This is a genomic window from Streptomyces sp. WAC 01529 (assembly GCF_003945545.1).
Classification (GTDB): Bacteria; Actinomycetota; Actinomycetes; order Streptomycetales; family Streptomycetaceae; genus Streptomyces; species Streptomyces anatolicus.
The window spans coordinates 6251310-6264564 of record NZ_CP029617.1; the positions used below are offsets into that span (position 1 = coordinate 6251310).

The 13255-nt window shown below is 71.1% G+C and carries 10 protein-coding genes; 7 read left to right on the forward strand and 3 right to left on the reverse strand.

The features are described from left to right. The first annotated feature begins 19 nt into the window (after positions 1-19). The 3 genes from DMA15_RS27985 to DMA15_RS27995 all read left to right on the forward strand — a co-directional run bounded on the left by DMA15_RS27985 (position 20) and on the right by DMA15_RS27995 (position 3802). Entirely contained in the window at positions 20-679 is a 660-nt protein-coding gene (locus DMA15_RS27985; protein WP_125515505.1) for a histidine phosphatase family protein, read from the forward strand. A gap of 12 nt (positions 680-691) precedes the next feature. Beyond that, positions 692-1600, forward strand: coding sequence for an ADP-ribosylglycohydrolase family protein (locus tag DMA15_RS27990; protein WP_125515506.1), 909 nt, complete (start codon positions 692-694; stop codon positions 1598-1600). A gap of 738 nt (positions 1601-2338) precedes the next feature. Continuing rightward, positions 2339-3802, forward strand: a complete 1464-nt coding sequence (locus tag DMA15_RS27995) for a DUF4173 domain-containing protein (RefSeq protein ID WP_240660271.1) — start codon at positions 2339-2341, stop codon at positions 3800-3802. Positions 3803-3839: 37 nt separating this feature from the next. On the opposite strand, the gene DMA15_RS28000 is transcribed toward DMA15_RS27995, so the two are convergent. Beyond that, the gene (locus DMA15_RS28000) at positions 3840-5396 is read right to left on the reverse strand and encodes an MFS transporter (RefSeq protein WP_125518042.1); all 1557 of its coding nucleotides are present in this window, start codon (positions 5394-5396) and stop codon (positions 3840-3842) included. 131 nt (positions 5397-5527) lie between these two features. Between DMA15_RS28000 and DMA15_RS28005 the strand changes: the two genes are divergently transcribed. The 3 genes from DMA15_RS28005 to DMA15_RS28020 all read left to right on the forward strand — a co-directional run bounded on the left by DMA15_RS28005 (position 5528) and on the right by DMA15_RS28020 (position 7705). After that, the gene (locus DMA15_RS28005; protein WP_125515507.1) at positions 5528-6142 is read left to right on the forward strand and encodes a TetR/AcrR family transcriptional regulator; all 615 of its coding nucleotides are present in this window, start codon (positions 5528-5530) and stop codon (positions 6140-6142) included. 149 nt (positions 6143-6291) lie between these two features. Continuing rightward, positions 6292-6993: a ribonuclease HII gene (locus DMA15_RS28015; RefSeq protein WP_125515508.1), complete on the forward strand. Its 702-nt coding sequence runs from the start codon at positions 6292-6294 to the stop codon at positions 6991-6993. A 79-nt stretch (positions 6994-7072) separates the two neighbouring features. Next, positions 7073-7705, forward strand: coding sequence for a hypothetical protein (locus DMA15_RS28020; RefSeq protein ID WP_125515509.1), 633 nt, complete (start codon positions 7073-7075; stop codon positions 7703-7705). 389 nt (positions 7706-8094) lie between these two features. On the opposite strand, the gene DMA15_RS28025 is transcribed toward DMA15_RS28020, so the two are convergent. Beyond that, positions 8095-8733: a hypothetical protein gene (locus DMA15_RS28025; RefSeq protein WP_125515510.1), complete on the reverse strand. Its 639-nt coding sequence runs from the start codon at positions 8731-8733 to the stop codon at positions 8095-8097. 218 nt (positions 8734-8951) lie between these two features. Further along, positions 8952-11141 (reverse strand): RecQ family ATP-dependent DNA helicase, encoded by a 2190-nt coding sequence (locus DMA15_RS28030; protein WP_125515511.1) that lies wholly within the window; start codon positions 11139-11141, stop codon positions 8952-8954. Positions 11142-11274: 133 nt separating this feature from the next. Here DMA15_RS28030 and DMA15_RS28035 point away from each other — a divergent pair, with 133 nt between their 5' ends. Next, positions 11275-12978, forward strand: coding sequence for a DUF4192 domain-containing protein (locus DMA15_RS28035; protein WP_125515512.1), 1704 nt, complete (start codon positions 11275-11277; stop codon positions 12976-12978). Positions 12979-13255 lie beyond the last annotated feature (277 nt).

Genomic DNA, 13255 nt, shown 5'->3' on the forward strand with positions numbered 1-13255 from the left:
GCCGATCTAGGGTTTCCGCATGGCACGCCCGCGGCGCATCATCCTGGTCCGGCACGGCGAGTCGGCGGGCAACGCCGACGACACCGTGTACGAGCGCGAGCCCGATCACGCTCTGGCACTCACCGAGACGGGGTGGGCCCAAGCGGCGGACGCGGGAAAACAGCTGCGGGAAGTGCTCGGCCGAGAGCGGGTGAGCGTGTACGTCTCGCCGTACCGCCGCACGCACGAGACGCTCCAGGCCTTCCGGCTCGACCCCGAGCTGGTGCGCGTGCGCGAGGAACCCAGGCTGCGCGAGCAGGACTGGGGCAACTGGCAGGACAGGGACGACGTACGTCTGCAGAAGGCGTACCGGGACGCGTACGGACACTTCTTCTACCGGTTCGCGCAGGGCGAGTCGGGAGCCGATGTCTACGACAGGGTGGGGGCCTTCCTGGAGAGCCTTTACCGCAGCTTCGAGGCCCCGGACCACCCGCCCAATGTCCTGCTCGTCACGCACGGGCTCACCATGCGACTGTTCTGCATGCGGTGGTTCCACTGGTCGGTGGCCGAGTTCGAATCACTCTCCAACCCGGGGAACGGCGAGATGAGGATGCTGGTGCTCGGTGAAGACGGCAAGTACGCGCTGGACCGACCCTTCGAACGCTGGCGCGAACCAGAGCCGTACGGCGTCACCGGATAGAGTGGCAGGGCGATGACCGCTGACTTCTCTCCCGACCGGCGCCTGGAGCGCGCTCTGGCCAGCCTGCGCGGACTGGCGGTGGGGGACGCGCTGGGCTCCCAGTTCTTCGTGCCCGGGCACTACCCGCTGCTCAAGCACCGCCAGCTGCCGGACGCCCCATGGCAGTGGACCGACGACACCGAGATGGCCTGCTCCGTGCTGGCCGTCCTCGGCAAGCACCGGCGGATCGACCAGGACGCACTCGCCCAGTCCTTCGCCGAGCACCATGACTTCGACCGTGGTTACGGCCCCGCCGTGAACCGCCTGCTGAGGCAGGTCCGTGAGGGCGGGGACTGGCGTGAGCTGGCCTCCGCGCTGTTCAAAGGACAGGGGTCCTGGGGCAACGGCGCCGCGATGCGCATCGCCCCGCTCGGCGCCTGGTACGCGGACGACCCGGAACAGGCGACGCACCAGGCGGAGATCTCGGCCTACCCCACGCATCAGCACCGGGAGGCCGTGGTCGGTGCCATGGCGGTGGCTGCGGCGGCGGCACTGACGGCGGACCCCGCGGGACCGCCCACGCCGAGGGCTCTTCTCGACGGGGTCATCGCCCTGGTGCCGCGCAGCGCGGTCGGGGCGGGGCTGCGCAGGGCGCGGGACATGCTCGACTACGGCGACGCGGCGACGGTCGCCGCGGTCCTGGGGTGCGGGCGCCGCACGACGGCCCATGACACGGTGCCGTTCGCGTTGTGGTCGGCCGCGCGTGGCCTCGGGGCGTACGAGCGGGCCATCTGGGAGACCGCTCAGGTGGGCGGCGACATGGACACGACCTGCGCCATCGTGGGGGGCGTCATCGCTGCCGGGGACGGCGGAGCGCCGCCCGCGGAGTGGCTGGAGCGAACCGAAAAGCTGCCGGGCTGGGTGCCGGTCGGGAAGGCCTGATCCAGGCAATACCGACAGGCCGGCGATGCAACGTCACGGTCGTGCCACAGGGGTGCCCGGGGCCGGAGAGGCCCACGGCGGCGCGGATACGCTGATGCGGCCCGCTAGTTGATCTTGACGTGCGTGCGTTGAACGAGATGCCGGTCCCGGCAGCCCTGCGGCCATCCATGTCCGCCGCGCGCCGCACGGAGAAGCCGGCCGGGAGGGGGCCCCGTGTCCGACACATCAGCGAGCGGTGACGCGCCTAGTGGCGATGCGTCAGTCAGCGGTGACGCGCCAGCCAGCGGCGATGCATCGGCAGGCGGCGACGCATCGGCAGGCGGTGGCGCGTCAGCAGGCGGTGACGCGTCAGCCGGAGGCGGCCGGTCGGCGACTGTGCCGGGCTCTGGTGCTTCTGAGGCGTCTGAGTCCGAGCGGTCTGCGCCTGAATCGCGCCGTGCGCCCGGGGCGCCGCCGCCCGCCCGGGAGGCACCGCCAGCTGTCGAAGAACCGCGCGACGCCGTCGAGGCGGCTGGCGGCGATGTCGCCGCCCGCGCGGATGAGCGGGCCGAGCGCCAGGCTGAGCCTCAACCCGAGCCCCAGATCGAGCCCCAACCCCAGCCCCAGCCTCAGGCGCAGGCCAACCCCCAGGCCTCCGCGCCCCCGCAGAACCCCGCGCCTGGAGGGGGAGGCCCGCAGCCGCCCTATGCCGCCTGGGGCTACCCGGCGCCGCAGCAGGCGCCGCCGCTCCTCGCCGATCTGCGGGCGGAGCCTCCCGGCCCCGTCCGAGCGGCCACGCTCTGGGCGGTGCTCGCCACTGGCGTACTGAGCATGCTGTTCCTCGGCGACGGTCTGGCGATCAATCTGCTGATCGTCGCGGCCCCGGCCACGCTCGCCGCCTATTTCGCCTCCGAGAAGGCCGGACGCAGGCCTCGCCCCTGGTCACTGGTGTGGGCGGCCGGGGGACTCGCGCTGCTGGTCGTGCCGGCCCTGCGTGACGCGGGATGGCCGTCGTTTCTCGCGATCGTCTCCTCGGTCGCACTCGGGGCGCTCGCGCTGCACGGCTGCCGGACCTGGCTCGGGATACTCCTGAGTCCTCTCGGCCTCTTCGACGCGCTCTGGAAGGGGAGCGTCTGGGGCTGGCGCGGAGTGCGGGAGCGCGCGGGCAGCGCACGCGGTGCCGGACCCGCCCTGCGCGCGGCGGCGGTGACCGTCGGTCTGCTCCTGGTCTTCGGCGCGCTGTTCGCCGGCGCGGACGCCGCCTTCGCCGACCTGCTCGGTGATCTGATACCGGACGCCTCCCCGGCCGGCATCCCTTGGCGCGCCCTGCTCCTGATGGTCGGCGCGGTCGGCGCGCTCGCTGCCGCGCACACGGCCGCCTCCCCCCTGCGCTTGGACCGGCTCGTGGTGAACCCCGGCCGAGCCCGCGGCCGTATGGAGTGGGCACTGCCGCTGATCGTGCTCTGCGCGCTGTTCGCGGCGTTCAACGCCGTCCAACTCGCCGTGCTCTTCGGCGGATATGACGCCGTCCTCGACAAGACCGGCCTCTCCTACTCCGCTTACGCGCGGCAGGGATTCTGGCAGTTGCTCCTGGCCACCCTTCTCACGCTGCTCGTCATCGTGTTCGCACTGCGGTGGGCCCCGCGGGACGGCGCGAAGGACCGCACGCTGGTGCGTGCGGTGCTCGGTTCGCTCTGCGTACTGACGCTCGTCGTGGTGGCGTCCGCGGTGCGCCGTATGGACATGTACGTGGAGGGGTACGGGCTGACCAGGCTCAGGATTTCGGTCGTCGCCGTGGAACTGTGGCTCGGGGTGATCATCCTGTTGATCATTGCTGCCGGGATCTGGGGCGCGCGATGGTTGCCGCGCGCCGTCGCCGCGAGCGCCGCGGCGGGCGTACTCGCCTTCGGTCTGTTGTCGCCCGACGCGGTGATCGCCGAGCGCAACGTGCAGCGGTACGAGGACACCGGCAAGTTCGACCTCGACTACGCGCGGCAGCTGTCCGCGGACGCGGTGCCCGCCCTGGACAAGCTGCCGGAGCCGCAGCGCTCGTGCGCGATCAGGGACATAGCCGACGGTCTCGACGGCGACAGGGAGCCCTGGTACGCGACGAGCCTGGGGGAGAGCCGCGCCCGACGGATCATCGAGGCCCGGCCACCCACCCTGGACGTAGGGGTGTGCGCCAGGACGAGCACCGACAGTCCGTACACCCCGTACCCCTGACATAGCTCATATCTCTGACATGGGGGCAGCGGTTCGGTCAGCCACCCCCTGGGCCGGCCGCGCTCGCCGTGCCGGAGAGTGCTTCCAGGTCGCTCTTGCGTACGCGGATCACCAACGCGGCGGTGGCGAGGGCGAGCAGGGCCATGGCCACCGCCGGGAGGAAGGCGGTCGAAATGCCCTCCGACAACACCTCGTGGCCCCAAGGCGCGGGGAGTTCGTGGGTCTTGGCGAATTCGGCCTTCTGTTCGGGGGTGGCGTGCGCCATAAAGTCCGGCATCTGTTCCTTCGCCTCGTCCCGGCTCGCCGTGCCGAAGACCGTGGTGAGGATGGAGAGGCCGAGCGAGCCACCCACCTGCTGGGTCGCGTTGAGCAGGCCGGACGCCGCGCCCGCCTCGTGCAGGCCGACTCCGGAGACCGCCGTCAGCGTCAGCGTCACGAAGTTCAGGCCCATGCCGAAGCCGAACAGCAGCATCGGCCCCAGTACTCCACCGACGTACGAACTGTCCGGGCTGATCAGTGACTGCCAGCCGAGGCCCGCGGCGACGATGATCGAACCCGTCACCATGAACGGCTTCGGGCCAAGCACGGGAAGGAACTTCTGCGAGAGCCCCGCACCGATCGCGATCACGACAGTGACCGGGAGGAAGGCGAGGCCTGCCTCGATCGGGGTGTAGTTCAGCACGTTCTGTACGAACAGGACGATGAAGAAGAACATGCCGAACATCGCGGCAGCCAGGCTGAGCATGATCACATAGGTGCCCGAGCGGTTGCGGTCGGCGAACATCCGCAGCGGAGTGATCGGCTCCTTCGCGCGGCTCTCGATCAGCGCGAAGGCGAGAAGCAGCACGACCGCCGCCGCGAACGACCCCAGGGTCAGGCTGTCGCGCCAGCCTTCCTCGGACGCCCGGATGAACCCGAAGACCAGGGAGGTCATGCCCGCCGTCGACGTGAGCGCGCCCAGGAGGTCGAAGCGGCCGGGGTGACGCTCGGATTCGTTGATGTAGAGCGGAGTGAGGACGGCGATGAGAATACCGATGGGTACGTTCACGAACAGCACCCAGCGCCAGTCCAGCCACTCGGTGAGCATGCCGCCGGCCAGGAGCCCGATGGCGCCACCGCCCGCGGAGACCGCGGCGAAGACGCCGAACGCGCGGTTCCGCTCCGGACCTTCGGGGAAAGTCGTCGTGATGAGTGCCAGCGAGGTGGGCGACGCGATCGCGCCCCCGACGCCCTGGAGGGCGCGCGCGGCCAGCAGTTGCCAGGGCTCCTGGGCGAATCCGCCGAGGAGCGAGGCGAGCGTGAAGAGGAGGATGCCGCTCATGAAGACGCGGCGACGTCCGAGAATGTCCCCGGCCCGGCCGCCGAGCAGCAGCAGTCCGCCGAAGGTGAGGGTGTACGCGCTGACGACCCAAGTGAGGTCGGTCGTCGAGAAATTGAGCGCGCCCTGAATGTGGGGCAGCGCGATATTCACAATCGTCGCATCCAGGACCACCATGAGCTGGCAGGCCGCGATGACGGTGAGCGCGATGCCGGGATGTCCCTGCCGGCGTGCTGCTCCAGGCTTTCGATCTTGCGTTAGTTGAGAGGCAGTCACCATGATCCCCCGCAAGTGCCTTAGTGAACGGTCCCGTTCACTGTTAAGGAAGACGGTAGTGACTCCCCTTCAGTGAACGCAAGCGTTCACTGAAGCACTCGATTGTTTGTTCGCTCGACGGAGAGATAGTGATGGTTACTTCGCGCTGGTCGGCCGTTCCCGCTCGGACGGTTGCCCCGCGGCGGCGCGGGCCTGTGCTCGAGCGGGCGATCCTCGACGCCGCTCTGGAGCAGCTCAGTACGGTCGGCTGGAGCGGGCTGACCATGGAGGGCGTGGCCGCGGGCGCGCAGACGGGGAAGGCCGCCGTCTACCGCCGCTGGCCGTCCAAGGAAGACCTCGTCGTGCACGCGCTCCGGGCCGGGCTGCCGCGAATCGACAGCACGCCGGACCTCGGAGGGGTCAGGGAGGAGCTTCTCGAGCTGTGCAAACAGATTCGGGAGGCGATGTTCTCGCGCCCTGGATTCGCCCTGCGCGCGGTACTTCACGAATGCGACAAGGCAACGGCCGAACGCTTCCATGAAGTGATCTTCGAAGGTGTTGTGGAGCCGAGTGTCAAGCTGATCAAGGAGGTCGTACGTCGGGGAATCGCTCGCGGAGAAGTACGTTCCGGAGGGACGGACGACTATGTCTGCGACGTTATTCCGGCCATGTTGATGTATCGCACCAAGGTGTGCGGGAGCGAATGGCGGGATGAGGAATTCGAGGCTCTGATCGATCGGGTCATGGTGCCGTTGCTGCGTCGGTGACGGGCGGCGCGGAGGGGGAGACGGAGGGGGAGCAGGGGGGCTCGGGGTGGGCGGAGCGAAGGCTCCGGATGGGTGGAGCGGGGGCTCGGGAGGGCCTGGGCCGACCTGGGTGTCGAAGGGGGTCTCGGGCGGCGTAGGCTATTGGCGCCATGCCGTACGAAGCACCCACCCACACCGTCGAGCGCTCCTTGCGCGCCACCACCGGAGCGAAGATCGTCGCCGGTGTCGACGAGGTCGGGCGCGGCGCGTGGGCCGGCCCTGTCACCGTCTGCGCGGCGGTCACGGGCCTGCGGCGGCCGCCCGAAGGGCTCACCGATTCCAAGCTGATCAGCCCCAAGCGGCGCACCGCGCTCGCGCAGGAGCTGGAGAGCTGGGTGACGGCGCACGCCCTCGGGCACGCCTCGCACGAGGAGATCGACGAACTGGGGATGACGGCCGCGCTGCGGCTCGCCGCGGTGCGCGCCCTGGAGGGTCTGCCGGTCCGCCCGGACGCGGTCATCCTCGACGGCAAGCACAACTACCTCGGCACGCCCTGGCAGGTTCGTACGGTGATCAAGGGCGACCAGTCCTGTGTGGCCGTCGCCGCCGCTTCGGTGATCGCCAAAGTCCGGCGCGACAAAATGATGGCCGAACTGGGCATCGAACATGCAGACTTTGGTTTTGCGGCCAACGCCGGCTATCCGTCGCCGGTGCACAAGGCCGCGCTGGCGGAGCGGGGGCCCACCCCGTACCACCGGCTTTCGTGGGCGTATCTTGATGCGCTGCCCCAGTGGCGGCACCTCAAGAAGGCCCGCAGCTGGGCGGACGGAAACGTTCGGGAAATCGAGGGTCAGCTCGGCTTCGAGTTCTGAGCCTTTTCCGGCGCTTCCGATCGCACTCATGTGCCACCCGCCGACGCGAGTCGCATCGGCGTTTGATAGACAACACTTCATGCCTCTCATTCCCGAGGAGCCTCAGATTCACGAGAGTGCCCAGGGTCCCCGCGCCACGCCGGCCAGCGGCCGCACCGCGCCGACCCCCCGCCCCGTACCCGGTCCGCGTCCCGCGGCCCCGCCGCGCCCCGGCCGTCCGGGTCCCGCCCGGCCGATGCCGCCCGCGCAGCGCACGCCGCGTGACACGGCCGTCAAGCCCGGGCCTTCCGCCCCGGCTGCTTCCGGTCCCTCCGCGGCCTCGGTTCCGCAGATCCAGTTGATCCCGGCCTCGGCCGAGGGCGCGCTGGACGCGGCCGAGGAAGCCGTCGACCTGCTTCTGGACTCCGGGCGCGCGCCCGGGGACGTCCTGGTGATCACCACAGGCGATCCGCACCCGTGGGCCACGCATGAGCTGTCCTTCGGCGAGGCCGCCTACTGGGCCCAGCACGACGCGGGCGACGACGTCTTCTACGCCGACGCCTCCGCGCTGACCCGTGCGGCGTCCCGGCCCGTGGTCGTCGTCGCCATCAACGGCGGCAGCGAGGAGACCTCGGTCGCCGCGCTCCCCACGGCCCTCGCCCGGGCAGGCACCCTGCTGATCGTGTGCGGTGACCCGCAGCGGATCAACTCGATGCTGGGCGCGAGCGTCTGACGCGTTGCGTCCGGCGTCTGCGTCCGGTGGCCAACGCTTGTGGCTGACGGCTGTGTTCGGCGCGTGCTTCGATCTTCGGGGCCCGCGTCTGGGCCCGGTGCCCGTGCCTGGCGTGTGACGTCCGGCATCGGCATCTGGCGTCCGGACCCGAGGTCTGGGTCCGGCGCCCGCGCTTCCAGCGTCTGGCGTCGACGCGGGGCGTGCGGCGTGCCTGTCTCCGAGGGCTTCGTCTCCTAGGGGAGCCGGGAGGGAGACGGCTGCGGCGTCTGAGCCTCGGGCGCCGCGTCGAAGCCCCGTGCTGCGGGTTGTTGCTGCCTGCAAGGGCCCGTGTGACGTGCGGCGATGCTTCGGCGCCGGATAGCACTGGGTAGCGCGCGCTGGGTGGCGAGTCAGCGTGCTGCCGCGCGGCTGAGCACGTCCGAGGCGGCGCCTCCAGTACGAGGCGCCGGCGGATCGGCCCCGGTGAAGGCCTCCGGCGGCGAACCGGCGCTCGGTCGGCGACCGCCGCGCCCCTCACCCAGCACCTGCCAGCCGTCCCGTGTCAGCGTGATGTACGCACCGCAGCGCAGCCCGTGCAAGGTGCAGGCATCCCGCAGGCCCCACATCCAGGCGCCGTCCTCCTGCGTCCAACGCGCGTCACCGTCACGGCAGTAGAGCAGCACGGCGGTGCGCACCGGGGTGCGTCGCCGCAGATCGTGCGGGATGACCCGGCGCAACTGCGCGAGCAGCGCGTTGCGAAAGATCCAGCCGTCCGTCACGGTCGCGCGTCGGCTGAACGACGCGCTGGCCCGGAGCCGTTCGTCCGGATCCAGCACCGCCACGACGGCCGTCGCGGGCGTCGGCTGATGCCGGGCGTGCAAGCCGCTGACGATCTCACGCGGATTGCGCAGCAGAGGGATTCCCGCGGCTGACCACTCCGCGGGCTCGAGCATCCGGGCCAGTCGGTGGGCGGAATCGGCGGACATCTCGGTCGGCGTCGAGGACTCCGGCAGCGACGCCGCGTCGGACGGAGCGAATCCGAAGGTCACGGTTCTCCCTTCGGCTACGCGCCCCCTACTGAGGGCGGGGTCGGACTGGGGGAGCGCACCGCGGCACAGCCCTACTGGGCCACGGGAACCGCGCGGGGAGCAACTCCAATTCTTCCCGTCGCAATGGCTTGCGGCAACGAGCAATTGGAGCTGCACGCCGGTATCGGATGATGCGCCTTGTATATCCCTGCCCAACTCGTCGCCCCTCGACGCTCACCTCATCCCTGCACCGCCAGGACCAGCGGCAACACCCCCTTGGCTCCGGCCCGCCGGAGCATGCGCGCGGCCACCGCGAGAGTCCAACCGCTGTCGCTCAGGTCGTCCACGAGGAACACGGGGCCGTCTGCCTCCTGGAGCGCGGATGCGAGCGCGGGAGGCACCGTCAGGGCACCGTCCAGAGCGCGCAGACGCTGAGCACTGTTGCTCCTCGGGACCCGGCCGGCGTCGGCCCCGGGGGCGTACTCGATGGTGCCGAGCAGGGGGAGCCGGCCGACCTCGGCGATCCGGGCGCCGAGCGACTGGATCAGCTGGGGCCGAGTGTGTGAGGCCATGGTCACCACGCCGACCGGCCGGGGCTGCGCGTCGCCCCCGCCCGAGGCCCAGCCGCCGGGCCCCTTCGCCCAGTCCGCGAGCACATCGACCACGGCCTTGGCCACGTCGTCGGGTACCGGCCCGTCCGGTGCCTGCGGGGCGAGCATGGGGCGCAGACGGTTGCCCCAGCCGATGTCGGAGAGCCGCCCCAAGGCACGGCCGGGGGCGGCCTGCTCGCCTGCCGGGATACGTCCCTTGAGCTCCACTCCGACCGCGGCCAGGCCGGTGGGCCACATCTTCCGGGGCTCGACGTCGACGCCCGCCCGCCCGAGCTCGCCCCGTGCCGAGTCAAGCGCCGCCGGGGACACCGCGTCACCGAATCGCGCGCCCGCGCAGTTGTCACAACGCCCGCAGGGGGCCGCGCCCTCGTCGTCCAGCTGGCGCCGCAAGAACTCCATGCGGCAGCCGGACGCCGACGCGTACTCGCGCATCGCCTGCTGCTCTGTCTGCCGCTGCTTGGCGACCCAGGCGTAGCGCTCCGTGTCGTACGCCCAGGGCTGGCCGGTGGAGATCCAGCCGCCCTTGACGCGCCGGACGGCGCCGTCCACGTCGAGCACCTTGAGCATCGTCTCGAGCCGTGAGCGGCGGAGCTCGACCAGAGGCTCGAGGGCGGGCAGCGACAGGGGCTTGCCCGCTTGGGCCAGGACGTCGAGGGTGCGGCGCACCTGCTCCTCGGGGGGGAAGGCGAGCGAGGCGAAGTAATTCCAGATCGCCTCGTCCTCCTTGCCCGGCAGGAGCAGCACCTCGGCGTGGTCGACGCCGCGGCCCGCGCGCCCCACCTGCTGGTAGTAGGCGATCGGCGAAGAAGGGGAGCCGAGGTGGACCACGAACCCCAGGTCGGGCTTGTCGAAGCCCATGCCGAGGGCGGAAGTGGCGATCAGCGCCTTCACGCGGTTGGCGAGCAGGTCTTCCTCCGCCTGCTGGCGGTCGGCGTTCTCGGTCTTGCCCGTGTACGAGGCCACGGTGTGCCCGCACTGTCGCAGATAGGCGGTCACTTCCTCGGCGGCGGCGACCGTGAGGGTATAGATGATCCCGGAACCCGGCAGGTCATCGAGGTGGTCGGCCAGCCAGGCCAGGCGGTGTGCGGCGTTCGGCAGCTGGAGCACGCTCAGGCTCAGGCTCTCCCGGTCCAGAGGGCCACGCAGCACGAGCGCGTCCGAGCCGCCCCCGGTGCCGAGTTGCTCGGCGACATCGGCGGTCACGCGCGCGTTGGCGGTCGCCGTGGTGGCCAGGACCGGCACGTCGGGCGGGAGGTCGGCGAGCATGGTGCGCAGCCTGCGGTAGTCGGGGCGGAAGTCGTGGCCCCAGTCGGAGATGCAGTGCGCCTCGTCGACCACGAGCAGGCCGGTGGCCGCGGCGAGCTTGGGCAGGACCTGGTCGCGGAAGTCCGGGTTGTTGAGCCGCTCCGGGCTCACCAGCAGCACGTCGACGTCGCCCGCGGCCACCTCGGCCTGGACGGTTTCCCACTCCTCGGTGTTGGAGGAGTTGATCGTGCGGGCGCGGATGCCGGCTCGCGCGGCCGACTCGACCTGGTTGCGCATGAGGGCGAGCAGGGGCGAGACGATCACGGTGGGACCGCTGCCGCGCTCGCGCAGCAGGGCCGTCGCGACGAAATACACCGCGGACTTGCCCCAGCCCGTGCGCTGCACGACCAACGCCCGGCGCTTGTCGGCGACGAGCGCCTCGATCGCGCGCCACTGATCCTCGCGCAGGCGGGCGCCGCCCGACGAGGGCGCCCCACCGGATTCGGGGGAGGGGCCGCCGACGAGGCGGGCGAGGACGGCGTCGGCCGCCGTGCGCAGATCTTCGTTGCTCATGCCCCCATGCAACCCGATGGGTCGGACATTAGGCGAACGAGCCCGCGAGGCTGTGGATAAGTTTTGGCGTGCCCGTGATCGAGGTTATCCACAGGGTCAACCGGAACCTTGTGATCCGGGGCACAGTCGGCGCATGACGAATCACAGCGAAGCAATCGGCCCGATCGACCCGAGCGACCCGGCGTCCGTGCCCGCCGACCTGAGCGGCCCGGCTGCCATCCCCGACCTCCCCGCTATCCCCGCCGACCCGGCCGCCAGCCCCGCCAGCCCCGCCAGTCCTCCCCACCCTGCCCGCCCCGCCGATCCGAGCGAGCCAACTGGCTCCGCCGACCAGGTCGCCCCCAGCGACACTGCGCACCCCAGCGCCCGCGACGGCTCCGCGATCACCCCCGACAGCACCCTCGAAACAGGCGACGAGCTACCCAGCGGCGATCCCTTCGAGGAGCCGCTGGTCACCCTGCGCACCCCTGCCGAACTGGCGGACGCCTTGCCGTACTTGCTCGGGTTCAAGCCCGAGAACAGCATCGTGCTCATGGCTCTGCACGGCGAGCGGGGCCGACTGGGCGGACGCGTGCGCCTGGGCATTCCCGAGCGGACGACGGACTGGCCACCCGTCGCGGAGCAGCTGGCCAGGTGCCTGGTGGGCGGCTGTGAGCGGAGGGGAGACCGCCCCGACGGCATCGTCGCCTTCCTCTGCCAGGAGCCCGGCGAAGCGGAGTCCGGGCAGCAGGTCGCAGAGCGTCTGCGGCCGCTGGCGCAGAGGGTGCGCACGGCGTGCGGCGCCCTCGACGTCCCGGTGTTCGAAGTCGTATGCATCTCGGACCACCGCTTCTGGACCTACTGCTGCCCGGACACCCGGTGCTGCCCACCGGAAGGCACCCCTCTGATCAGGCCCGGCACCTCGGTCCTGGCCGCCGCCGCGACCTACATGGGAGTCCAAGCGGCCGCCACCCAGGGAGAGATCAGGGCGCGGCTCACCCCATGGGAGACCGCGGCGGCGATCGAACAGGAGCGAGCGCTGGACGCCGCAGGACTCGCGCTCATCCCCAGGATGCTGAACGAGGAGAATGTCGCCGCCACTGAAACGCTTGACCTGGCGCGTCGGATCATGGCCCGCCTGGCTGCCGCACCCCCTGTTTCCGGCACTCTCGAGGCGGACAACAGGGACGACGAACTGATCGCACACGACGAAGCGGCCGCGCTGATCCTCGGCCTCCAGGTCCGGACGACACGCGATCGCGCGGCGGAGTGGATGGAGGGCGACGAGGCGCCCCCTGCCCTGCGCCTGTGGCGGGCGCTGTCCCGCCGCTGCGTCGGCGCGTACGACGAGCATGCGGCGGCACCCCTGTCCCTCGCAGGCTGGGTCGCCTGGTCCCTCGGTGACATCGCGGAAGGACAGGAAGCCCTGGACATGGCGTTGCGTGCCGACTGCGAGTACACCTTCGCCCTGCTCCTGCACCACGCGTGCAACGAAGGCATGGATCCGGAGTCGATTCGTCGCTGCCTGCGCAGGAGGCAGGACGTCCGTGAGGACCCTGACGGGAGTGGGTCCCGCGCATCGCTGGACGGCTCACCCGAACCCACGGGTACCGAGCGGTTGTTGGAGGCGGACACCTCGGCGGCGCTGGAAGGCACTCCCCGGCTGCGACGGCGGCGCCTGCCCCGTTCACCGGGAAGCAGCGGCTCCCGAAGCTCCGACGTTCCCCGCGCCTCAGCCGGGCCCAGCGGCACCGGAAGCTCAGGTGGACCCGCCGGCACCCACGTCTCGGGCGGTCCCGGCACGGGCCCGCGGAACCGGCGGCGCACCGTCAGGCGCGGCGCGAGGCACGGCCGATGAGCTCACCCGCCCGTTGGTGGGCCAGGTGCGCGGCGCGGATGCGGACGGGATTGGCGTCCATAGGAAGTTGGCTCCATGTGGTCGGCTTCCTGGGGCGGGGGCGTGACTTGGGGCGGGGCGGGCCCGTTCACCTGAGTGGCGGTATCTGTGGCCGGGTCGCGTTGCTGTACCGCCGCCGACCTTTCGTAGCGCAGACAACGCCGAAGAAGCCGCCCCATGTCCCTTTCCGCTCCGTCTCCCGCGTCCGACAGAGAGGGGCCCCGGCGGGCCGTGCCGG